The organism is Halioglobus sp. Uisw_031 (genome assembly GCF_047729875.1).
Taxonomy (GTDB): domain Bacteria; phylum Pseudomonadota; class Gammaproteobacteria; order Pseudomonadales; family Halieaceae; genus Marimicrobium.
In genome coordinates, this window is record NZ_CP159826.1 from 3,326,241 (window position 1) to 3,349,323 (window position 23,083).

The window sequence follows — 23,083 nt, forward strand, 5'->3', positions numbered from 1 at the left end:
TGATATGCCCTCAATTATTCTAAATCAGAAAACCAGCATACAGCGTATTTTTGCGATGAAAAACGGTCTACACTTCTTCTTCCTGATCACAACTATTTGGTAAAGCAGATGACCGAATCGATCTTGAGTATTGGTTTAAGCAATCCCAAAAGTCCGACGAACGTCGGCCTGATCATGCGCGCGGCAGGCTGCTTTCAAGTGGGTTCTGTCTTCTATACGGGGGAACGCTATGATCGGGCTGCGCCTTTTAATACCGATACTCAAAATGCCAGTCTGAGAATTCCGCTAACGTGGGTGCCAAGCTTGCCCGGCAACGTTGACGACAATACGCAGGTGGTCTGTGTAGAACTGGTAGAGGGCGCCACTCCGTTGCCCATGTTCCAGCACCCAGGCAAAGCACTGTATATTTTTGGTCCTGAGGACGGCACCATAGACCAGAAGGTCATAGACCAAGCAGATTCAGTGGTGTTCATTCCCACCATTGGGAGCCTGAACCTGGCGGCGGCGGTAAACGTGATGCTGTATGACAGGCTGGCCAAAATGCCAGCGAGCGATTGCTATAATTCGCTGATTCGTGAAAGTCGAGATGCCAATAACAGCGCAAAAGTGAAATATAATTAACATCCCCTGTCTCACAATAAGCGGGGGGGGCCATTCCCTCTTGTGTGGATCAAGGGTCTACCGGGACTGGCAGAACCCATGATGACAAACACAGGCGGCCATTGTGGCGGCGGTAGCCCACCTGGGGACCACATTATTGCGTTTGCCTTACCCTCATGTGTATCTGATAACATGTCCCCAAAAGATTCTGACTCACTACTCGACGAGGAAAAGAAACAACAATGAACCTCATTCGGTTAATAGCAGTACTCTGCCTAACGATTCCGGCCTTTGCCTTGGCCGGCTATGAGCCACCTCGCACTGCCGATGGCAAGCCCGACTTTACCGGGGTGTGGCAGGTGCTCAACACTGCCAATGACTCTCTAGAAGCGCATACGGGCCGAGCGGCTCAGGTGATGCGAGAAGGCCCCGTAGTGCCCGTGCCCGTAAAAGCGCTTGTCGCTTTGGGTGCGGTTGGGGCTGTTCCTCCCAGCCTCGGTGTTGTTGAGGGCGAGGCGATTCCTTACAAGCCGCAGGCGCTGGCGAAGCGCGAAGAAAATAGGAAAAACTGGATTACCGCGGATCCTGAAGTGCGCTGCTATCTTCCAGGAATACCGCGCGCCACCTATATGCCACACCCGTTCCAAATTGCACACAATAAAGATGCTCTGATGTTTTCTTATTCCTACGCAGGAGCGGTCCGTAATGTCGCTCTTAGTGATCCCGGCCCCGCGCCGATTGACTCATGGATGGGCCTGTCGTGGGCTCGCTGGGAGGGCGATACGTTGGTTATCGAGACGACGGGAATGCATGACCAGACGTGGTTGGATCGGTCCGGTAATTACCACAGCGATAAATTGAAGGTCACCGAACGCTACACCCGCACCAGTGAGCACACTATTGATTACAGCGCGACGCTGGAAGATGACGAAGTGTTTACCCGACCGTGGACGATCAGCATGCCGCTGTACCAGCGTATTGAGACTGACGCGCAAATGCTGCGCTTCAGCTGTGTCGAATATGTAGAGGAAATGATGTACGGCCACCTTCGCAAAGAACCACTGGATTAGCGAGGGCGAGGGCATGCGCATGCGACAATTGTTACTGATCAGTCTTGTTCTGGTTGCATCTTCTGCAGCAATGGGACAGCAATGGGAGGTGTCACGTATGCCTTGGGGTGATCCCGACATACAGGGCATCTGGACCAGTGCTACCCTGACCACTTTAGACCGTCCGGATGAGTTAGAGGACTTAGTTCTTACCGAAGAGCAGGCCCGTTTCCTTGAGCAGTATGGTGAAGATATGCTCAAAAGTATCGACGATCTTCCTGAGGGCGATTTGACCGCGGGCGAAGATGTTGGCGGATACAATGCGGCCTGGCTGGACCCGGGCACACGAGTTCTGCGTGTTAACGGTGAGCCGCGCAGCTCCATTATAGTGGAGCCAGAGGATGGCCACGTGCCCTATACGCTTTGGGGTAGGGGCCGTTTTTACTGGCAGGGTTACACCTTTATAGCGCGCCACGATAACCCGGAAGAGCGTCCTTTGGGCGAGCGTTGTACTGTCGGTTTTGGTTCCACAGGTGGGCCACCGATGCTGCCGGTGCTGTACAACAATAACTACCAGTTTGTGCAGACTAAGGATGTGATCCTGATTCTGGTAGAGATGAATCACGACGTCCGCACTGTGCGCATGGGCGGTAAGCCGCTGCCGAAAGCCGTACGGCCCTGGCTGGGAGATTCTCTGGGCCATTGGGAAGGTGATACGCTGGTAGTGCGCACCACGGGCTTTCATCTACAGCAAAACCTTAGGGCTGCCATTAAGCACCAGTTCTATATGACCGAAGACAGCGTTGTTGAAGAACGCTTTACGCGAACGTCCAAAGGTGAATTGCTGTATCAATTCAGTGTCACCGATGAGAGTATTTACACACAAACCTGGCGCGGCGAGATGACGCTGCGGTCCGGTGAAGGGCCGATCTACGAATATGCCTGCCACGAAGGAAACTACGCCATCAAAAATATTCTGGCCGGTGCCCGGCAGGAAGAGAAGGAATAAGCTATGCATACAATACGACTATTGGCCTTGATGCTATTGCCATTGGCCGTCCTGTACTCGTGGCAGGCGCGAGGGCACCACGCTTTCTCAGCGGAATTTGATAAAGAGGCACCGGTGAGTCTTGAGGGTGTTGTGACCAAAGTGGAGTGGATCAACCCTCACGCTTGGATACACTTGGATGTTATAGGGAACGATGGGGATACCGTTGCGTGGATGGTGGAAGGCGGTACCCCCAATACGCTGCTACGGGGTGGCGTTAACAAAAACTCGGTGCCGATTGGCGCAAGCATTAAGGTGCGAGGCTATCAGGCCAAGGACAAGCGTTGTGCGCCCGCCTGCAAAGCCAACGGCCGCGACCTCACGTTTTCAGATGGTCGCAAGGTCTTTATGGGTTCTTCCGGTACCGGGGCGCCCAAGGACGGCTCTGACCCCCGCGATCGCCGCTAAGGCGACAGCGGTAATATCGGAGGGGAGATGACGGCGTTTGGAAGTCTTTAATCAACTCATCTACGATTTCGCGGCATGGGTTGATACTCATCAGTGGAGCACCGCGCTGCACGAATCTTTCTACGTGTACAACTGGGTTGAATCCACTCACGTGGTCGCCTTGACGCTCAGCATCGGCATGCTGTTCCTTATCGATTTGCGCATGCTCGGCTTGGCCATGGTGGACATTCCCGCCTCAACCCTCGCACGGCGCCTGAGCCTGCCGATGTTCCTGGGGTTCACCGTGATGATTATCACCGGCCTGCTGTTGTTCTATGCCATTCCGGTACGCAGCGCCCAAAGCCTATGGCTTCGTATCAAGCTGGTCCTGTTGTTTGCTGCGGCGATAAACGCTTGGCTATTTCATCGTCGTATGAGCACAGCGGGGCGGAGCTGGGATACCGCAGTGAAGGCTCCTATGCGTTTGCAGGTAGGCGCCAGCCTTTCGATTACCTTCTGGGTGCTGATTGTTATCTGTGGCCGGCTCATCGCCTACGATTGGTTCGATTGCCGCGCTGAACCCTCCTCCTTTATTGCCGCTGTGGCAGGCTGCGTTGCCGGCCAAGAGGCATTTTGATGGGTGGCTTGGAAACACATTTGGCAGAGCAGCAGTGAGCAGAGCATTGATGGGGCCCTACACGCGCACAATCTCCGTCGGCGCTGTAATCGTGTTCGGTCTGGTTTTTGCCCTGACGGGCGCACGGCACACCACATGGGAAGCCCTGCTGCCACTATTCGAATGGATGGAGACCACACCCCCTGGCGTAATCAGTCAGTCCTACGGCGCGGCTTTTGCGCTGGTGGAGGCAGCGCATCTTATTGCAATGGCTGTGCTCGGGGGTGCTGTGCTGGTTGCTGACGGCCGCCTGCTTGGCCTGATACTCCGCGACTTTCCTTTGCGTCGAGTGCTGGACCAATCACACCGGCTATTCGTGTGGAGCCTTGCGGCGATGATTCTCACTGGCGTCTTCATGGCCTGCGGCGTCGCGCTCAAGGTGTATTACCTCAATGTGTTCTGGTACAAGATGCTGGCGCTGGTAACCGGTGTGCTTTTCGTCTTCTTTGTGCGCAGGCCTCTATTGCGCGGAGATGTCGAAAACATAAACCCGCAACTATTGCGTTTGGTCGGCATTGCGTCACTGATGATATGGTTTTCGGTGGCCGCGACTGGCCGCTGGATCGGATTTTCAGGATAGGCTAGAAATGAAAGAAAAAAATCTTGCTGATGGCAATAAAGACACTGCGCTTGCAGCACTGCTGGCGGCAACCGCGGTCATCGTTGGCTTTATCATCTACTGGGCCGATGAAATTCAAGCGGTGCGCGAAATGTTGGAACTCGCTTACGGTTAAACCCGCTCCATTGCCTACTCTGCAAACTGGCGAGTGTTACTGCGCCCATTGCCCATTTCTAATGACTCGGTAAAGAAACCCTGCGTCTCCAGGGTCACGATCACATCTTCCTGCGTGCGATTTTGCCAATACCAGCCGTGAATGCCGTCGAAAGCTGCTCGATAACTCCCCTTACCGTGAGTCGTGCGTGTTTTGTTAAAGGTCTGCGCATAACCAGGTGCGGCACCATCGGGCTCGGCGTGCATATCGACCAGAACCTCTTCACTTGCTCTCCATTCAAATATAATCGTGTCTCCTGCCTCGAGGCGATATTTGTATTCGACAGATTCATAGGGCGCTAACGCAAACGTGATGCTGTCGCTGTAAGGTCCCGCAGTTTGAAGTCTCAGTGGTGTTGCATCTTTACCTGCCAGTTCCATTAGGCCGAGCGCTGCTCCTGTTTCCAGCGGATCCCAGCCATACTCGGAAGGGAGAATGACGGTAGTCAGTAGAATGGCAGCGACCAGCGCGGCGCCGCTACTGGCAAGAATAATTCGGCGTGCTTCGGGGATTTGACTCATGCGAAAAGATACCCTGCAAATTGATTGCCCGCCAAAATAAAGCCGGCACACATCAGAACAATATTTATCGCAAAGGCTCGAGACTGAAATGCAGCGTAGCGACGTAACTGCACAAGAATGATAAGGATCAGGCTCAATGCCAGCAACTGTCCAAGCTCCACACCAAGATTAAAACTCAAAAGATTTATCATCAGTGAATCACCGCTAGCAATATAACCCTGCAATTTAGTTGCAAGGCCTAGGCCGTGACAGAGGCCGAATACAAATACCGCGACACGAGTGTCGGGATTGAAGCCCCAAAGTAATTTGAAGCCACCTATATTTTCGAACGCTTTATACACGATCGACAAACCAATAATAGCATCGACTAAATGCCCACTGACTTGCCAATGCCCCCATACACCCAGAAAAAGAGTGATGCTATGGCCTAGGGTAAAGAGTGTCACATACAAGATAATATGTTTTGGACGATACAAAAAGAAGATGACCCCAAGCAAAAATAGCAGGTGGTCATAGCCAGTGAACATGTGTTTTGCACCCAAATAGAGAAAGGGGATTACGGCTGTACCCTCCAGCCCTTGAACATAGGCGGCGTTATCGGCGGAGAGGTCGTGACCTAAACTTTTGGCAGCCAGGAGTATGGCAAAGATTGACAATAGCGATGTGTAAAACTTTACCAGCGTCATCGTGTTGAGTGGCCCTGATCGTTTTCATTTTCATCGTGATCATCATCCCCTTGATCGCCGCCCTCGTCTTTAATCCAGTACTGATCGTGGCAGGCGCGACACACCTGATAGAGACGTCCACCGGCTTCAAACAACGCTTCATCGTCCTGATCCTGCGCTGCCTTAATCGCCAGTTGCCCCGCTGCCGTCAGCCCCTGTGCGTACTCAATCCAGTCGTCTCCCGCTGCGCGTCCGGGCATCATGAGTAGATTTCCGGCTTCGGTCAGTATGGCCGCAGCATGCAACACCTCAGTCCAGCCCTCATCCGTGGTAGGTGCCAGCTCCTGGTGCCCTTGGGCGGTGATAATGGTACCGGCAGAGTCCCAAATCACCTCGGCGGCAGGATCAAGAATCCACGCCATCGTTTGGTGAATATTAATAATGCTTTGATAGGGAGGTTCGGCCGAAGTAGCTGCGCTCGGTCCGGTCTCTCCGCAGGCTGCCAGTAGCGCGCAGAGTGCTACTGCGAGACAATAGTTGGATGGCATAAATATTTTTTCAGTACTGTTCAAAGTCTGCCTCGTCACGATTCAGTGTAGTCCTTATTCCGCTGGAGCGAGATAGCCATCACGGGAATGCCAGCAGCAGTTTCTCTAGGCACGCCTTAATATGCTGTCTAAACACTCATACGACAGTCTACTCTCGAATAAAAATGTCTCAATTCGCAAACAGCTTCTCTATCAGGAAATGCTTCATATTTTTACTCATCACAACACGAATTGCATTCTGCTGAAGGCGTCACTCAGGGGCTGGCATCTTAACGCGTTGCTTCGTTTATATAGGTCGCAAGCGCCTCTACTTCATCTGCACTTAGTTGCTCGCCAAAGGCTGGCATTACCCCGACTCCATTCGTAATGGCTACCTTCAACTGGGAAATACTAGGTTCGATTACGTCTAGGTTCGGCCCAACCGCACCTGTACTGCCAGCGTCTTTCAGGGTATGGCATACACCACAGCCGGGCTGCGTGCCGTTTGTGTAAAGTGATTTACCCAGACGTGCAGCCGCAGAGAGCTCTAATGCTTCAGTTGCCGATGCAACCAACGGCTCTGGTGGCGCAGCTTCTACCGCCACCCTAACTGACTCCTTTTGCTCTGGCAGTTGCTTGACCACAGTCATTTCCAAGGCGGCATCTAGCCAGCCGTTGTGACTATACCCGCGATCATTCTCACTGCGGTCTCTGGGTTGTCTGTCCCCATCGGCATCTGTTGCACGAGATACAAATCGTTGTTGCCCTGCCACTAAGTCAACCTGCAGAATAAAGGCTCGCCAAGCGTTTTTGCCCAGGTCCGGCCCAATGAAACTCGCATCTTTCCAAGTACTGCCTTCGTCACCGGACACCTCGACCTTGGTGATGCCACGCTCTCCCGAGAACGCGACTCCGTACAATACCACAGAGCCATGCAACACCGGCTCACCGTCGGCGCCAGGGCCATTGAGCCATGACTTGACCGGCATACGCCACATCGAGGGGTGCTCTGTGCTAACTGCTTCGCCGATTGGGCGCACACGATAGCCAGACTGCTGAATACGCGTGCCAGATTGTTCTAGCGTAAGTGATAGACGCTTTAGCCATTTCACATTATTGACGCCAAAGTAGCCGGGGACGATCAGTCTTAAAGGTCCACCGTGCACGAGCGATAAAGGCTGGCCATTCATTTCCCACGCCAGCAAGCAGTCTTGCAGACCTTTTTGTAATGGTACCGAGCGCTCAACAGCAACGTCATTCGGGTTGACGCCTGGCGGTAATTGCTCGCCCCCGAGCGCGGTGAGAAAGCTTGCTTCGGCATTTTTTGGCCCCCCTAGATGTTCTATCACCGCAGACACAGGCACGCCTGTCCATAATACGCACCCCGCTGCCCCCAACTCCCAAGGTGACCCGGAGGGCTTATGAGCGAAAAATGCGCGCCCATTCCCTGAACACTGTAATACCGTGGCGACCGAGGCGATGTCCAGAGACTTCAGTTCTCGAACGCTTAATGTTTCAGTCCTAGCTGCCCCGACCACCTCGAGCTCCCAATTATCGGGAACATCATTGATAGACTTCGGGGGCATGGGGAGATTATTACGAACGAATAGCTTGGATATAGAAGTCAGTGGCCCGAAGCCAGCTCTGGAGCGACGTATTTCAAGCGCCAAAGGAAGTTCATTGTGAACAAGGAAGTCTCCATAAAATTTTCCGCCCGGAAGCTGTGGCAATACAGTATTGGAGGTCGCCCAAGCAGCAAAGGGCCGCAGAGCGCCAAAAGCGCCTAACATAGCCATGGATTTTAGCAATTTACGCCGTTGAAAAGATTGCATGAGGAGCATCCTTGTTGAATCAAGTGCCATACTTGGCAACACAGTAACACAGAGAAATTAACAGAAGGTGCTAGGACGCGAAGGCTCTGTCACGGACGTCCTAGGTTCCTCGCTATAGGGTCTGACGAAGGACATGAGAAAACGCTTCGTTGCAGAACCATCCCGCTTAGCCTGCAAGAACATATCAACCACTTCACCGCTCTGATCGACAGCTTGCGATAGTACTGTTATTTGTCACTGAACTTCACACAAACTCCATCGATATGAAATATATAGCTTCTTCCTCGGCGGCTTAGGCTTAGGCTGAACCGGCAGTAGAGCCAGGCAGCGCCACTCGCAATGTCAGGAGGGAACCAGTGAGGATTGTATATTGATGCTGAGATTGTCTCCCAGACGAAGTTGATTTGGTAGTATCTGTGAGGCACCTAACCTTATTTCAGACACGTAAAAATCTTGAAGTCCGCCACGGATTGTGAGCTCAGCGTAGGTTAAATAACGTGTTACTTTAAAAATGTTTTGTCTATACTTGAAAACTGTAAAAACGCTAGAGTTTACGACTTTATTCATAACGAGGTGGCTAGATGCAGTTCACTGATCAGCACAATGAAATCCGCCGTACTGTCCGCCAGTTTGTCGAAAAGGAGGTGAATCCCTACGTTAACGAGTGGGAGGAAGCCGGCATCTTCCCTGCCCATGAGCTCTTCAAAAAAGCCGGTGATCTGGGACTACTGGGCATTCACAAACCGGAAGAATACGGTGGCCTGGGTCTAGATTACAGCTACGCCATGGTGGCCCATGAAGAGTGGGGATCTGCCAGTCACGGTTCAGTGCCAATGGCTGTGTCCGTGCAAACCGATATGGCGACGCCAGCCCTGGCTCGTTTTGGGTCCGATGCACTGAGGCAACAGTTCCTGACACCTGCTATCGCCGGCGACATGGTCGCCGCTATCGGCGTCAGTGAACCCCACGCCGGTTCAGATGTGTCGGCCATCAAAACCACGGCAAAAAAACGCGGCGACGACTATGTTATCAACGGCACCAAAATGTGGATCACCAACTCTACTCAGGCTGACTATATTTGCCTGTTAGCCAATACGTCCGATGACCAGAAGCACCGGAACAAATCTTTGATTGTGGTGCCCACTGACACGCTGGGGTTTTCCACGTCAAAAAGGCTGAATAAACTCGGTATGCGTGCCTCGGATACTGCGCAGTTGTTTTTTGACGATGTGGTAGTCCCCCAACGCTACCTAATCGGCGAAGAGGGTAAAGGCTTCACCTACCAGATGATGCAATTTCAAGAAGAGCGACTGGCAGCCACCGCCATTTGCATCAAGGGCCTGGAGAACTGTATTCGCGATACCGTTGAATACACCAGCCAACGTCAAGCATTCGGTAAACCCCTGCTGGACAACCAGATCATCAATATGAAACTGGCAGACATGCAGATGGAAGTAGAGGCCCTGCGCGCCCTCACCTATCGCACATGTGAACTGTATATCAACGGCGAAGACCCAACCCTACTGGCATCCTACTCCAAGCTCAAAGCCGGAAAACTCAGCAATAGCATTCCCACTGAGTGCCTACAATTCTGGGGCGGTATGGGGTACATGTGGGACAATCCCGTTGGCCGCGCTATGCGCGATATGCGACTGACATCCATCGGCGGTGGAGCCGATGAGGTCATGCTTGGAATTATTGGTAAGCGGATGGGAATGATGGCGAAATAGCGTACCAACAGGATATAGAGCGCGGCGGTGGAGTACACTGCTGTGACAAATTACGTCTCAGAGTTAGAGTTCCATCTACCCCACCCCCAGGTCCCGCAGAATCTCCTGCGATCCCCCGCAAGTCGAGAACACGTTGACCTTCAAAAAATCTTGGACGAAGCCGGTAACGTTACAGTGTGACCTGACGCCATCCACTCATGGCGTCATTGCAGCCGTGTCTGCCGCCTTCATATGAAGCGTCATTTCCTGCAATAGCTTTGGCAACACATCATCGGGAATGTTGTGTCCCATTGAATCGTACACCACAAGTTCTGAGCCTGCGATCAACTGCGCGGTGTGTGCTCCGTGTGGTGGCGGCAGTAATGTGTCCTTAGCGCCGTGGACAACCAGGGTAGGTGCGGTAATGGTTGCCACCGCGTCAGAGCGGTCACCCGTCTTGAAAACTGCCATCATCTGTCGGCCCATGGACTGAGGATAAAAACCCCTCGCTACCATCGCCTCCCTGCGTTCGGCAGCAGCCCCGTCATCCGTAGTAACGCCCAAAAGTGACTCAGAGGCCTCAGCGCTAGGCGGTGGCAGTTGCGGTGAGCCCGTCGTAGACATAATAGAAACCAGACTTCGGGTCCGCTGTGGGTACTGCGCGGCAACCACTTGAGCAATCATTCCCCCCATTGATGCACCGACAATATGAGCGTTGTTAATGTCCAGCACATCCATCACGGCAACAGTATCCGCGGCCATATCGTTCAAGGTATAGGGAGCATCTACTTCAAATCCCATCTGACGTTTCAGTAATTGCCACCATACGGTAGGTTGTCCCCAGTCATCAAAACGGGTACTGCCTCCTGTGTCGCGGTTGTCCAGCAAAACAACACGATAACCACTCGCCTCAAGGCCCTGCACTAGCGCATCTCCCCACACGACATGCGAAGCACCCAAGCCCATAATCATCACTACAGCTGGCTGCTCTGGGTTTCCCAGGCTGCGATAGGCGACTGAAATTCCGTTAGCTGGCGCAACCTCGAGAGGTTGCTGGTCCAAATACTCACGACTGAATTCCGCCCACGCCGAGACCGAAGTAACCATAAGAAAGAGCAATAACAGCCGGGACATAGGCAGGTTCTCCAAAGTGATCGACGGCCAGAGTTAGCCCCCGCGTGCGTCAGATCAATAAGATACCGCAAGGGGGTGCTTGAGGCGAATCCGAATTCAAACTAGAACAATCACCCACAAACATCTATGCTTTAGTCCAAACTGACTGACGGCGGATGTGTTATGCAATATAGAAAACTGGGGGATTCGGGGCTTAAGCTGTCCGAATTATCGTTTGGCTCCTGGGTCACTTTTAACAAGCAGGTAGACACCCGTCTCGCGGAGAGAATGTTTGGTCTTTGCTTTGATGCCGGTATTAACTTTTTTGACAATGCCGAGGGCTATGAAGCGGGCGAATCCGAGAAGGTCATGGGCAAGGCACTGAAGGCACTCGCTCGACCCAGAGATAGCTATTGTGTCTCCTCCAAGGTTTTTTTTGGCGCGACAGCGAATCCAAAACCAACGCAGTTGGGCCTCAGTAGGAAACATGTTACTGAGGCCTGTCATCAAGCGATGCAGCGTCTAGAGGTTGATTACCTGGATTTATATTTCTGTCACCGAGCCGATCCTGACACCCCGATTGGAGAAACGGTCTGGGCCATGCACAATCTGGTAACGCAGGGAAAAGTTCTGTATTGGGGCACTTCCGAGTGGGCGGCAAATGAGATTGCCGAAGCCTATGAGTTTGCAGAGAAAAACCATTTAACCCCACCCACGATGGAGCAGCCACAATATAATCTACTGGATAGGGAGCGGTTTGAGGTAGAGTACGCTCCGCTTTTTGATCAGTACGGCATGGGGTCCACGATTTGGTCACCTCTGGCATCAGGCGCACTCACAGGTAAATACTTAAACGGCATTCCGGATGGATCAAGGGCCTCGCTGAAAGGCTATGAGTGGCTTAAGAAGCACATGGTGGAATCGGATCGAGGTCAGGAACGAATGAAAACCGTCGCCAGACTGGTTCCGATAGCCGAAGAGCTAGGCACGAGTTTATCCAGGTTAGCGATAGCCTGGTGCCTGTTGAATCCGAATGTATCCACTGCCATATTGGGTGCTTCTAGCATCGAGCAACTTGCAGATAACCTGAAAGCGGTTGACGTGGTGCCGTTGCTGACAGAAGAAGTGCGGGTTAAACTAATGGCGGGATAATGGCAGAGTGTTCGGTGTTAGGTAGCCCTATGCTGTCCTACTCCCCAAGAAGAATGATAAGGAGAGTGGGTGATGCGGTACGTGCTGGGTGTGTTAGCGATAGCAGTTTTAGCAGTCGGGATCAGCCTATACTGGGTAAGTCGTCCCACGCCAGTGCCTGCCACACCACCGCCCCCGATACCAACCTCCGTTCTGGACCAACTGCCCAAAGAACGTAAAGGACAGGTACTCATATATGGTGCCTACGGATTCACCGGCAAAGGCATATCCGAGCTGGCATCCGAGTACGGCATTACCCCAGTCCTGGCGGGGCGCAATGCGTCCAAGCTCAAGCCGCTGGCAGATTCCCTAGGATACGACTACGTTGTGCTGCCGCTGGAGAACAATCACGACAACCTCGTCAAGGTGCTCAAGCACTTCGAGATTGTGCTGCATATTGCCGGGCCCTACACGTATACCGCCAAGCCCATGCTCGATGCAGTCGTGGAGGCGGGCACGCACTACGTTGACCTGACTGGCGAAAACCATGTCATTCAGGCCGAGCTAGATCGCGACGAGGAATTTAAACGCGCCAACATCATGGTCATGCCGGCTGTTGGCTACGACGTGGTTCCGACTGATTGCCTGAATGTGTACGTCGCTGACAAGATTAGCCAGCCCACGCAATTGACGGTTGTTCTGAATGGCAGCTATACAGCCGCAGAGGGAGCACAGGCGAGTCGAGGCACGATGAAATCTGGGCTGGAGATGCTGGGCAGACCGCTGCTAAAACGGGAAAATGGCGAAATGGTAGCGATGGCTACGCCCGAGCTTATCCATCGCGAAGAAAACGGCCGCAAGCAAACGCTGCTGCAGATTCCCTGGGCGGACATGATAACCAGTTACATAAGCACCGGCATCCCCAATATCGAAGTGTTTCAAGTGCAGGAAGGAGAACTGCCGCCATGGTTACTGGGCGTGGCACAATCCGACGCCGGTCGACGTCTGCTTGGATGGCTGATCGACAACTTCGCCCCAGAAGGTCCGCCACCTGGCGCACAGGAAAATCGCCAAACGCGAATCGTGTCTACCGTCAGTAATGAGGCCGGTGCTACTGCGTCTGCCGCTCTGATTACGCCCGAGGCCTATCTACTCACCTTCCATAGCACTTTGATTATCGCTCGCCGCGTCATCGACGGCGAGTGGGAGCCAGGCTTCCAGACTGTCGGCAAGGTTTACGGCCCCGATTTGGTGCTGGAGGTCCCCGGTGTGAGTCGCACTGATTTGTAAAATACGCGCCGGGCACGATGCGGACTTCCTATAGGATGGACCGCTCGACGTTTACTTTCTTGATCGGAACAGACGGCCGTTATCCAGCCCATTTTCCAACAGACATGCCGCCGGACCAGATGAACGCGAGAACCACCAATTTTTTGCCGCCGCGGTCAGCGACGCGCTGAACCAAACGGGGCACAGACAAATCAACATCGCCGCCCTAACCGACTCTTCGAGCGCTACCTCTCAACGAACACCCGTCATAGTAATGAGTTGTATCCTGATTTTTCAAGGGCTATTTTGCATGTCTCCATACACACCCCCTATGCCAGATATTGCCAATCACTTTAGTGCTTCTAATACCACGGTAAAACTCTCTTTACGTTTATTCTTATTTTTTATGGCGTTTCTCAATTAATTATACGGACCACTCTCTGAGCAATATGGACGAAAGCCCGTCGTTATTATGAGCATAGGCAATATCATTTCAATTCTGTCCTGGAACATCTATCTTTTTATACTTAGTCATAGCATAGGAGCTGGAGCCAGAAGTAGGCTTTTGCCTACAGACCATAGCGGTCGCACTAATGTATAGTCCGCTAAAAATAGAGCATTGTCTTATTACACGATGGAGCGAGCTTGACAATACCGCAAATTGATCCTGGAACGCGAGCTTTACGAGATGTGAGCTCGGGCTCGATCACTCCGATAGCCTGGGGGTTTACGGCCCTCTATGGCCTACTCACTATCATCCATCCGTTTGCTCTTTCCGGTGACGAGCGTATGTCCGTGGTTGCGGCTGTTTCGTCGATAATGTCTGCCGCCGTTGCTCTAACGTGGAAAAAGAACCCACGACCGGATCTGGCTTCCCTGATGCTTACCCTGCTGGCCTGTATCGCGCTAGTCAATACAGTACTGCACCTCGCCTTGTTCCAAGAGGCCGTCGACACAACCAACTTTGTCGTCCTGATTTTCGGCTTAGGCCTGACAATGCTGTCGAGAATAGCGTTCTATTCTATCTTAGCTCTCGCCGTTGGGTCATGGGCCACAATCGTCGTCACTTTCGATATCCCTGAATCTTCCGAATGGGGCTGGTTTCTTTTTTTCGCTTGCTTCACCAGCGGTGTCCTCCAAGAGCAGCGAATTCGTTCAATACGCGCCGCCGGAGTGCGGGAGCAACTGCTGCTCGCTTTGGAAGGAGAGGCGCTAAAAGAGGAGCACTTAAAGAGTCTCGGCGTGCTCGCGGGAGGTGTCGCACATGACTTCAACAACCTTTTGATGGTTATACTCGGCAATATCGAGTTACTGCAAGAATCGCAAGCCGCTTCCAATGAGACCCAAACGCGCCTCAAGTCCATGATGCAGGCCGGCCTCCGGGCGAAAGACTTGGCACAGCAGATGCTTGCCTATGCGGGGAGAACGCACCGCAAAACTCAAACGGTGGACCTCGCCTTCTTTGGATCTGAAATCGATGGCGACTGGGCCCACGATCTGCTCGAGGGCATCGAAGTTACCTTCGATATTGAACAGGGCCGCGTTTTTGCTGTAGAGGTTGATCCAACTCAAATCCGTCAGGTTGTCCTCAATCTGCTGACCAATGCACGTGATGCAGGTGCGACTAGAATCACTATTGCATTAGGATCAGCAGAACACCTCAAACCTTCATGGTCGGTCGTGCCGGAAGACTGGAAGATAAACTCAACACTCGAGAATTCTGGTTGCCACTGGCTCGAGGTTAGAGACAATGGCTCCGGCATGCCTGCAAGCGAGATAGTCCGAATTTTTGAACCGTTCTATACAACACGGGAAATGGGCACAGGGCTGGGGCTCGCCGCGTCAAGGGGCATCATGAATGCGCATCTAGGCGACTTGACGGTCGAGTCGCAGTTAAGCCACGGCAGTCAATTTCGCCTGCTGCTGCCTCGATCGGAGAATCAGCCGGAGCCGATTTTGAGCGAAGCACTTGGCCGGCTGAAAACTGTTCCAGAGGAAACAAAAGTATTGTTAATTGAAGATGAAGCGCTCGTTGCAGAACTGACCATCGCAATGCTCGAACGGAGTGGACGTGAGGTACAGTGGCTCGACAGCTTGGCTGCTTTTCAGCGCGACCTTCCTTCAATTGATCTTGAACAGTTCGAACTCGCTTTGATCGATGTCACCCTGGGCGACGGCAGCGGGTTCGACGCTGCGACGTTGTTGCGCAGCCGACGTCCCAACCTGCCCATCGTTCTTGTCAGTGGCTACGACGCTCGGAACGTACTGGACGGCCAGCGCCTTGATGATTCTGTGGAGTTCTTGTCAAAACCATTCTCGCGCAGCACGCTTCAAACTTCGATCGAGAACGCCATCGAGCAGGCAGGAAGTTTAAAGACTGAGAGAACGTCGTCGACATCAACTTGAAGGGGGGTTCACGCAGGTAGCCTCCCTTCGCAACGGCTATAGTTGGCAATGTGTTGGTGACCCTGCCGTCACTTGTGCTTGTGCCCGTCGCATTTTTACTGATGGCCAGATCCAAGCCTTTTGATGTTCCGCCACTGGCGTAAACCGAACGACGCTTTATCCATCGCTATTGATGTCGACGGCAATCTCCGAATCTTGATTGATGAGCAGGAAGCTGTTCCGTTGTACCTGAAACTCCTGCGCCTGCTTTTGTCCGAACCATTGAACCCTCAGTCCGAAAATACCATCTACATCACCTAATCCAAAGTGCAAAATGTGAGTATCCTGACTGCGACCGTATGCCGGACCCACTTCACGGTACCCCATTAACTGACCGTCGCTATCGTATAGTTCTACCTGCGCACCAATGGCGTCTCTGTTGGTAGTGCTTCCCTGCAGTTCCAACATCAAGTAGCCATTGGTCTTTGTCGAAGTATTCAGCCAGTACTGGTATGGCCCTCGATGGGAAGGCAGGAGGCCTCGCCCGTTGGTTGAGAATAGGTCTGGCAGACCGTCATTGTTGAAGAAGCCCTGTACGATCAGGTCAGCCCTAAATATATCGTCTTCAGAATTCACCAAAATGTCATGCCGAGTGAACTCCAGGCCACCGTGGTTCAGCACGATAAATGGCGTGCCGTTTTCCTTGCCATAATCGCGTGACCTGACCCCCACAATGTCAACCCACCCGTCATTGTTAAAGTCCCCCGACGTCACATCGTTTACCCAGTAGTAGTGCTCCGGGAGATCAGTGCGAAGAATTTTCCAGTCACTACCGGCCTCGTTTATAACGATATAGTCCTCTACCATCCTTGGCGAGTTTTTTTCTAGCGCTTCTTTGCCCCTCATTTCGATCCCTTCAGAAGAAATGATCCCTTTCGCGTCAGTCGCGACATCTGCGGCATGTGTCCAGCGGACATTCCACAACTGACTCTGCGTGTCGAACCAGATATAGCTGCCCGGTTGGTCAAATCGATCGGGACGACCGACAGCTTCGGCTCTGGTTATTTTACCGGTGCGGCTCGGTGGGTTAGCCTTAGCTGCTCCAAGATAGATATCTGAAGCGTCGGTACGAGCTTTCGATAGGCCAGACAGATGCTCGACAAAATTAATCGTCAATGTATCTGATTTTGTGGAAAAAACAATCTGGTCATAGTCGTCGCCATCCTGTCCCAGAATAACAAAATGAATTTCCTTTTCGTTGTTTTCTACATTGTCTGAATCGGTATGCCCGCTAATGCCGCCAAGATAGAGGTCCAGGTAGCCGTCGTTATTCAGATCTGCTGCGGTAGCCGACTGCACCTGCTTGATCATGTCGAGAGCAGAAGGACGGTGTATGTACAGTCCCTCCTGATTTTCATAGAGCTTTACCCGTGTTTGGCCGAGCCTAAGAAAGTCTGAGTCTCCGTCTCTATCAAAATCAAAAAACATGTCCATGCCATTAGATTCGAATGGTTGGTGCAAGGACGAACCTTCATTCGGCTCCAGCGAAAAACTATCGGTGCTACTGGCGTTGGTGAAGTAAAGATTAGTAGAGCCCTCCCTGCGCTTATGCAAGGCTGTAAGGTATAGATCCACTCTCTCGCTACCTTGCTCTGGAACCGGCAAAAACTGGCGTGAGCGCCAGCCGGGATACCCAATCACATTACTAGACGGGTCTCGGGAGAAATGAAAAACACCTGTTTCTTCCAGTTGATTTTTGTAGGCTTCATTACTCGTGCCTTTACCAACGCCGTCCCTGCCACCACCGGCATAGACAAAGTCACGATCACCGTCATTATCTATATCCAAAAAAGTATAGCCGTGTCGGTCCCCGCGATTATTAATGGGCACAAGGCTACTTGCATCACTGAATCCATTTTTACTATTGACGTACAGTGACGGAGGGTAGCCGTGGTTGCCGACAAAAATATCATCTCGGTTGTCATTATTAATATCTACAGCGGCTGCCGAAAAGCTAGGCGAGTACTTGAGAAATCCAGCCCTCTGCGTGTGATTCTCAAACGTCACGGTTGCATGTACTCGAGCAGCAGGTTGTTTCTTAGATGCAACAAGAAAGCTATAAGTGCCGAACGATATACCTGCTACGACAACGGAAAGAAAAAAGACTGCGCTTTTATTCATCGCTCGGGACCTGACCAATTGAACACACTAAATAATCTACGAATCGTATGATAGTAGACCGGAGCTGTCTATCCAACAATGTCAGACCAGTGACATCCAGTTGGAGAGCACCATCAGACCTAGCAATATTGCAACAATCAATATCACCATACCAATTCGATGCCGAGCGAACGATCCGGTGAATCGGGCAGCCACCCGCCAATACACAGGCGCACGAGTGGCAGCGTGATCCAAGACACCGCCGCTACCCCTAGAATGTTGCTGACTAAAAGTTTCACGGCCCAAAAATCCCGATAGTTTCAACTCCGCTTCTGCCATGCGGCCTAGCCAATTTTTAAACTGCTGCTCACAACCGGGACGGACGAGCCGTGTGACGACGAATATGACTTCACCACTGATTGATTCGATTTTTTTCCTTCAATTTACGGGGGCTCCCGCCGGAAACACCAGCACACACTTTCCAGCTCCAGATAAGGAAAAAGTTCGGCAATACCGAACTTCTTATATAGACCTCACTTACGAAAAATTTTTGTTTAGGTGATGGCGCCTGTCTCTGGCCCTTTCTTTACAATGTTAGTTGCCAGTGCAACCATCGATGCGATATCAGAAAGGTTAGCAGGTACAACCAGCGTGTTGGCTTCTTTCGCCAGATTGCCGAACTGCTCAATGTAGTCTTCGGCAACGCGAAGTTGCATTGCATTTTCACCACCGGGTTCGCTGACGGCAGAAGCGACTTGGCGCAGTCCTTCCGCAGTAGCGGTTGCAATCGCAAGAATAGCAGCAGCCTGACCGTCAGCCTCATTGATCTGCTGCTCTTTTACGGCTTCTGACTGTTTAATCACGCGTATTTTGTCACCCTCGGCCTCATTGATCTTTGCATCGCGCTCGCCTTCAGACGTTAGTACTACGGCGCGCTTCTCGCGCTCTGCACGCATCTGTTTCTCCATTGCGCTGAGAACATCAGCGGGCGGGTTAATATTTTTGATCTCATAACGCAGTACTTTTACGCCCCAAGGGTCAGAGGCTTTATCCAGCTCGGATACAACGTTGGAATTTATCGACCCTCTTTCTTCAAAAGTCCGATCTAGATCGATCTTACCAATTTCGCTGCGCAGTGTGGTTTGCGCGAGCTGTGAAATAGCGAACACATAATCGGTAATGCCATAAGAAGCACGATCCGGCTCGAGAATCTGCAAGTAAAGCACGCCGTCCACTCCAACCTGCACGTTATCTTTAGTGATACAGACCTGTTCAGCAATATCGATCGCTAATTCTTTTAAGCTGTGCTTATAGGCCGCCCGCTCGATAAACGGAATCAGTATATGAAATCCCGCGCGTAGTGTACGACTATATTTACCAAGGCTTTCGATGACGAAAGCATTTTGCTGCGGCACGATAACAGTCGTTTTTGCGAGAATAATAATAACGACAAAAACGACTGCCAATGCGACAATAAAAGTATTTTCAACCATTTCCTTTATGCTCCTAGTTTTAGATTGGGTTTTATTTAATGATTAGATTGAGGCCGCTTACTTCTGAAATTTTTGCTTCAGTGTCGGCAGTGATATCGGTTGCACTGCGGTTGACTACGGTCCATGTGCTACCACGGTACTCTTGACGGCAACTTGCACCCGCAGCCAGCGGCGCTTTTAAACGAACAAATTCACCGACAGGCCCATCCTGATAGTCCGTGCCACGGCTACGTAGTTTCTCATAGAGCCGGCCGCGAAAAGCGAGCATGGTGACAAGCGATAACGAACCGAAAATTAGCCATTGCACCCAAGCCTCTAGAGTCACGCCACTTAGCAGCACCAGACCTGTTATTGCCGCAGCGATACCAAGAAACACTAGATAAAAGGCAGCATCTAAGAACGTCAGTTCCGATCCCAGTAGCACGGCACCCAAAATCATCCATCCCCACCACTCCATTATCTGCTCCTCAAAAAGTGTGAGTGTCAATTTACTCGCTTATCCCTGCCCGTTATATTGCAGCCGGGCAGTAAACACCATCATATTGCATGCAGTATAGTCGAAATACATACGATGTGTTATGTTGACTGGCCTAGGCTGAAATCGTCAGGTCGCTCCGATCGGTCTAGGGAGCCCGAGATCAAATAGCGCGTGATAAGGTGGCGGCTTCCCGATGGGGAAGCTAGATGGGCCGATCCCCAATGATGGTGACACGATCCATCTGACGGCGTTGTGGCCAGTAGTCGTTCACAGCGTAATGCTGAACGACTCGATTATCCCAAAAAGCAACACTATCCCTCTCCCATTTAAAACGACACTGGTACTCAGGCACGCGGGCTTCAAGGAAAAGTCGACCAAGAAGCTCATCGCTTTCATTACGATCCATTCCCACAATGTGGCTGGTGAAAGGGGCATTTGCGTAGAGGGAGCGTGCTCCTGTTTCCGGGCTTGTGCGAACCAGTGGATGTTCGACCGCCGGAAATTTCGTTTGTTGCTCAGCAAGTTCCGCGGGAGCCAAGAAGCTGCCGAAGCTTTGCGTGAAATCGTTGACCGCACGCTTGCCCTCCAGTAGTTTTTTGGTTTCATCATCTAAACATTCGTAGGCTGCGACCATGTCGGAAAACAGCGTGTCGCCGCCAATGTCTGGCACCACATGTGCACGTAAAACCGAACCCAAAGACGGGATCTCGCGCCAGCTCACATCGCTATGCCAGACGTTTTCGACGCCCACCACCTTCTCATCTTTATCAAACCGGATAACCTCGGCATCAGGGGCGTCGGAAGGAATGAAGGGGTGTTCTTCAAGCTCACCAAAACCCTTAGCGAACTCCATATGTTGCTGCGAAGAGATGTTTTGGTCACGAAAGAAAATGACGCGGTAGGCGAGAAGCGCTGCATAAACCTCATCGAAGGTCTCCAAATCAAGTGGCTGGCATAGGTCCACTCCCCCGATCTCTGCACCAATGCACGGACTGAGCCGTTTCACGTTGATTTTCTTCCACTTGAGTTGGCCGAGCTGGTCGTTTCTTTCTTTGAGATAGTGACGAGGCCCTGGCGTGATGTTGTGTTGAGATTTCATTTTCGATTCCATCGTGTTGAACGAGAGCTTTGGCTGAGACCGCCATTGAGAGCTCAATGTACCTAAACTTTAGAGAGTATCCAAAGCCAATTCATTGATTATTTTATACGCCTTAGATTGAGTGGTATTAGCAATATAAAAGACAACCCTAATACGGCGATAAAGAGATAGAAGCTATTAGTGTAATCACCGTAAATATCAAATAGTTTAGCGCCTAGTATAGGTCCCGGCATCACCGACAATGCAATCACCGGCATCATGGCGCCCATTGCCCGTCCGTAACTCTTCATTCCGAAAACCACCGCAATCATCGCACCCCACACGGGCAACATGCCACCTGTCGCCAACCCCAGAAACAACGCAGCAACCAGCATAGTAGGATAACTAGGTTCGCTCGCTAAAATAGCGACACCGATAGCCGCTAATGAGATGGCCGCCCACAATCCATATTTAAGGTTAATACGGTCAGCGGCATAGCCAAACAGTAATTTCCCAATCAACCCCATCCCAGCCAGAGTAAATATTAAGGTCTTGGTTTTATCGCCCACACCAGCGCCTTGCATATAAGCGCCTATGTTAGTCAGCACTCCCGTCTGGCTCATAAATAGTAATCCCAAAGTTAAACCAATAAACCAAAACGCCGGCGTTGTAAGAATTTGTTTCACATTCAGGTCCGGCCCATCAGCCATTAGCTCGGCACTACTGAGGATAGCACTCGTGTTTGGAAGATTCGATTCCCCCACTAGACCTTTATCCGCAGGAAAGTTGCGCATTGTTAGATAGAGGTAAGGCAACAGCAATAACAATACGGTTATGCCGAAATAGAACATCATCTCGCGCCAACCTAGTTCAGTAATACCGCGATCGACTAAATAGGGTATGACCATTCCACCCAGCGAGGTCCCAACTGCGGCGATGCCCAGTGCACGCCCACGCGATGCCGAAAACCAACGGGCGACGACAGTCGAACCCGTTAGCGGTCCTAACAGGTTATTTGCTAAACAAATAAATACAGCAAATAATAATGAAAACTGTAATATATTTTCGCTTTTTGACAGCAAAATTAAACCGAAACCGAAAGCAGCAGCACCCACTACCATTAATCCACGAATAGACCATTTGTCCGCTAGCATGCCGATTAGTGGCGACACCAGTAACCCCAACCCAGTAGCCCAGGTAATGCCATACATCACTTCGGTTCGGCTTACGCCAAACTCGGCTTCAACTGGCATCACCATTAATGGGAAACCATAAGTGAAAAAACCAGTGACAAAAAATTGCGCTGTAAATGCGCCCGCGACTATCAGCCAACCGTAATACATTTATCTATCTACCTTTTATTATAATGATGAGTCGTCAGCCTACTCGACGCATTCTGTTTTTAATTTTTATACGTGTGGCCCTAGGTGACCATGGCACGCCCCTTTTGTGCCAGAAATATTGTGTGCCGACTGCCCTTCCCAGGGCGAGCCCTTACGGTCCGGGCAACAGCGTGAAACCCACTTTTTTTCAATCGAATAAGAAATAGTGGGTCCGAGGCAGCTGACCAAATAGCCAATGTACCCTCAGGACCAAGTGATCGATAAAGGGCGCTTAGTCCATCGACTGAATACAGCCAGCTGTTTTCAGAATGGGTGAGTCCCTCAGGGCCATTATCCACATCCAGTAAAATCGCATCAAACGATTGGCTATTTTGGGTCAATAGTTGCGCCACATCGCCGATGTACAGTCGCGTACGCTCATCTTGTAATGGCTGTCCTGCACATTCCCCCAGCGGCCCACGATTCCATTCTACGACGGCGGGTATTAACTCAGCCACGGTCACCTGTGCTGAAGGCAGAAGTGACTTGAGTGCGGCGGCAAGTGTAAACCCCATGCCCAGACCGCCTACTAACACGCGAGCACGATCAATAGCGCCGAGGCGGGCGCAGCCGAGTTCGGCAAGCGCTTCCTCCGAACCATGCTCACGGCTATTCATCAGATCGCCCCGTATACCCGAAAGCCGGATAGAGAAGTCTTGCCCTCTCTGCGACAATTTGAGTTGCCCGCCGTTATTGGGTATGTCTGCAGTGCCTAGAACGGCCCACTGATTCATGCGGTCTCGCTGACTTTTGTTAATTAATGAGTAGTGAATTTTACCATGAATTGGCAAAAAGGAAATTGACCGA

24 protein-coding genes are annotated in these 23,083 nt (G+C 51.6%); 11 read left to right on the plus strand and 13 right to left on the minus strand.

Features of this window, described 5'->3' with window-relative positions:
* Positions 1-108 precede the first annotated feature (108 nt).
* The 7 genes from ABXT62_RS15060 (at position 109) to ABXT62_RS15090 (ending at position 4,494) form a co-directional block, all read left to right on the plus strand.
* A complete protein-coding gene (locus tag ABXT62_RS15060; protein WP_415356094.1) occupies positions 109-621 on the plus strand; it encodes an RNA methyltransferase in 513 nt (170 codons plus the stop codon).
* Between the two features lie 221 nt (positions 622-842).
* On the plus strand, positions 843-1,670 hold the full coding sequence (locus tag ABXT62_RS15065) for a hypothetical protein (RefSeq protein WP_415356095.1): 828 nt from the start codon (positions 843-845) through the stop codon (positions 1,668-1,670).
* A gap of 13 nt (positions 1,671-1,683) precedes the next feature.
* A complete protein-coding gene (locus ABXT62_RS15070) occupies positions 1,684-2,658 on the plus strand; it encodes a hypothetical protein (protein ID WP_415356096.1) in 975 nt (324 codons plus the stop codon).
* A 3-nt stretch (positions 2,659-2,661) separates the two neighbouring features.
* Complete coding sequence (locus tag ABXT62_RS15075) at positions 2,662-3,105, plus strand: DUF6152 family protein (protein WP_415356097.1); 444 nt, start codon at positions 2,662-2,664, stop codon at positions 3,103-3,105.
* Positions 3,106-3,142: 37 nt separating this feature from the next.
* Positions 3,143-3,721 (plus strand): hypothetical protein, encoded by a 579-nt coding sequence (locus tag ABXT62_RS15080; protein ID WP_415356098.1) that lies wholly within the window; start codon positions 3,143-3,145, stop codon positions 3,719-3,721.
* Between the two features lie 34 nt (positions 3,722-3,755).
* Positions 3,756-4,340 carry a DUF6644 family protein gene (locus tag ABXT62_RS15085; protein WP_415356099.1) on the plus strand — a complete coding sequence of 195 codons (585 nt, stop codon included), beginning with the start codon at positions 3,756-3,758 and terminating at the stop codon, positions 4,338-4,340.
* Between the two features lie 7 nt (positions 4,341-4,347).
* Complete coding sequence (locus tag ABXT62_RS15090; protein WP_415356100.1) at positions 4,348-4,494, plus strand: hypothetical protein; 147 nt, start codon at positions 4,348-4,350, stop codon at positions 4,492-4,494.
* Between the two features lie 14 nt (positions 4,495-4,508).
* On the opposite strand, the gene ABXT62_RS15095 is transcribed toward ABXT62_RS15090, so the two are convergent.
* The 5 genes from ABXT62_RS15095 to ABXT62_RS15115 form a co-directional block, all read right to left on the minus strand.
* Complete coding sequence (locus ABXT62_RS15095) at positions 4,509-5,054, minus strand: hypothetical protein (protein WP_415356101.1); 546 nt, start codon at positions 5,052-5,054, stop codon at positions 4,509-4,511.
* Positions 5,051-5,740, minus strand: coding sequence for a HupE/UreJ family protein (locus ABXT62_RS15100; RefSeq protein WP_415356102.1), 690 nt, complete (start codon positions 5,738-5,740; stop codon positions 5,051-5,053). Before ABXT62_RS15100 ends, ABXT62_RS15095 begins: the two co-directional genes overlap by 4 nt.
* Positions 5,737-6,306 carry a hypothetical protein gene (locus ABXT62_RS15105; protein WP_415356103.1) on the minus strand — a complete coding sequence of 190 codons (570 nt, stop codon included), beginning with the start codon at positions 6,304-6,306 and terminating at the stop codon, positions 5,737-5,739. Before ABXT62_RS15105 ends, ABXT62_RS15100 begins: the two co-directional genes overlap by 4 nt.
* A gap of 230 nt (positions 6,307-6,536) precedes the next feature.
* A complete protein-coding gene (locus ABXT62_RS15110) occupies positions 6,537-8,078 on the minus strand; it encodes a molybdopterin-dependent oxidoreductase (protein WP_415356104.1) in 1,542 nt (513 codons plus the stop codon).
* A gap of 57 nt (positions 8,079-8,135) precedes the next feature.
* Positions 8,136-8,309 (minus strand): DDE-type integrase/transposase/recombinase, encoded by a 174-nt coding sequence (locus ABXT62_RS15115; protein WP_415358229.1) that lies wholly within the window; start codon positions 8,307-8,309, stop codon positions 8,136-8,138.
* Between the two features lie 350 nt (positions 8,310-8,659).
* On the opposite strand from ABXT62_RS15115, the gene ABXT62_RS15120 reads away from it, so the two are divergent.
* Positions 8,660-9,808, plus strand: coding sequence for an acyl-CoA dehydrogenase family protein (locus ABXT62_RS15120; RefSeq protein WP_415356105.1), 1,149 nt, complete (start codon positions 8,660-8,662; stop codon positions 9,806-9,808).
* A 195-nt stretch (positions 9,809-10,003) separates the two neighbouring features.
* Here the strand turns inward: ABXT62_RS15120 and ABXT62_RS15125 are convergent, their stop codons facing one another.
* Positions 10,004-10,921, minus strand: coding sequence for an alpha/beta fold hydrolase (locus ABXT62_RS15125; protein WP_415356106.1), 918 nt, complete (start codon positions 10,919-10,921; stop codon positions 10,004-10,006).
* Positions 10,922-11,083: 162 nt separating this feature from the next.
* Here ABXT62_RS15125 and ABXT62_RS15130 point away from each other — a divergent pair, with 162 nt between their 5' ends.
* The 3 genes from ABXT62_RS15130 (at position 11,084) to ABXT62_RS15140 (ending at position 15,706) form a co-directional block, all read left to right on the plus strand.
* Positions 11,084-12,052, plus strand: coding sequence for an aldo/keto reductase (locus ABXT62_RS15130; protein WP_415356107.1), 969 nt, complete (start codon positions 11,084-11,086; stop codon positions 12,050-12,052).
* Positions 12,053-12,124: 72 nt separating this feature from the next.
* Positions 12,125-13,321, plus strand: a complete 1,197-nt coding sequence (locus ABXT62_RS15135; RefSeq protein ID WP_415356108.1) for a saccharopine dehydrogenase family protein — start codon at positions 12,125-12,127, stop codon at positions 13,319-13,321.
* A 624-nt stretch (positions 13,322-13,945) separates the two neighbouring features.
* Positions 13,946-15,706: an ATP-binding protein gene (locus ABXT62_RS15140; RefSeq protein WP_415356109.1), complete on the plus strand. Its 1,761-nt coding sequence runs from the start codon at positions 13,946-13,948 to the stop codon at positions 15,704-15,706.
* A 156-nt stretch (positions 15,707-15,862) separates the two neighbouring features.
* On the opposite strand, the gene ABXT62_RS15145 is transcribed toward ABXT62_RS15140, so the two are convergent.
* From ABXT62_RS15145 to ABXT62_RS15175, 7 genes are all read right to left on the minus strand, one after another.
* On the minus strand, positions 15,863-17,866 hold the full coding sequence (locus ABXT62_RS15145; protein ID WP_415356110.1) for a CRTAC1 family protein: 2,004 nt from the start codon (positions 17,864-17,866) through the stop codon (positions 15,863-15,865).
* An 81-nt stretch (positions 17,867-17,947) separates the two neighbouring features.
* Positions 17,948-18,184 carry a hypothetical protein gene (locus ABXT62_RS15150; RefSeq protein ID WP_415356111.1) on the minus strand — a complete coding sequence of 79 codons (237 nt, stop codon included), beginning with the start codon at positions 18,182-18,184 and terminating at the stop codon, positions 17,948-17,950.
* A 215-nt stretch (positions 18,185-18,399) separates the two neighbouring features.
* The gene (locus tag ABXT62_RS15155; RefSeq protein WP_415356112.1) at positions 18,400-19,338 is read right to left on the minus strand and encodes an SPFH domain-containing protein; all 939 of its coding nucleotides are present in this window, start codon (positions 19,336-19,338) and stop codon (positions 18,400-18,402) included.
* A 31-nt stretch (positions 19,339-19,369) separates the two neighbouring features.
* Positions 19,370-19,795, minus strand: a complete 426-nt coding sequence (locus ABXT62_RS15160) for an NfeD family protein (RefSeq protein ID WP_415356113.1) — start codon at positions 19,793-19,795, stop codon at positions 19,370-19,372.
* Positions 19,796-20,018: 223 nt separating this feature from the next.
* Positions 20,019-20,915 (minus strand): TauD/TfdA dioxygenase family protein, encoded by an 897-nt coding sequence (locus ABXT62_RS15165; RefSeq protein WP_415356114.1) that lies wholly within the window; start codon positions 20,913-20,915, stop codon positions 20,019-20,021.
* Between the two features lie 98 nt (positions 20,916-21,013).
* Positions 21,014-22,237, minus strand: coding sequence for an MFS transporter (locus tag ABXT62_RS15170; RefSeq protein WP_415356115.1), 1,224 nt, complete (start codon positions 22,235-22,237; stop codon positions 21,014-21,016).
* Between the two features lie 80 nt (positions 22,238-22,317).
* Positions 22,318-23,010, minus strand: coding sequence for an MnmC family methyltransferase (locus ABXT62_RS15175; protein WP_415356117.1), 693 nt, complete (start codon positions 23,008-23,010; stop codon positions 22,318-22,320).
* Positions 23,011-23,083: the final 73 nt, after the last annotated feature.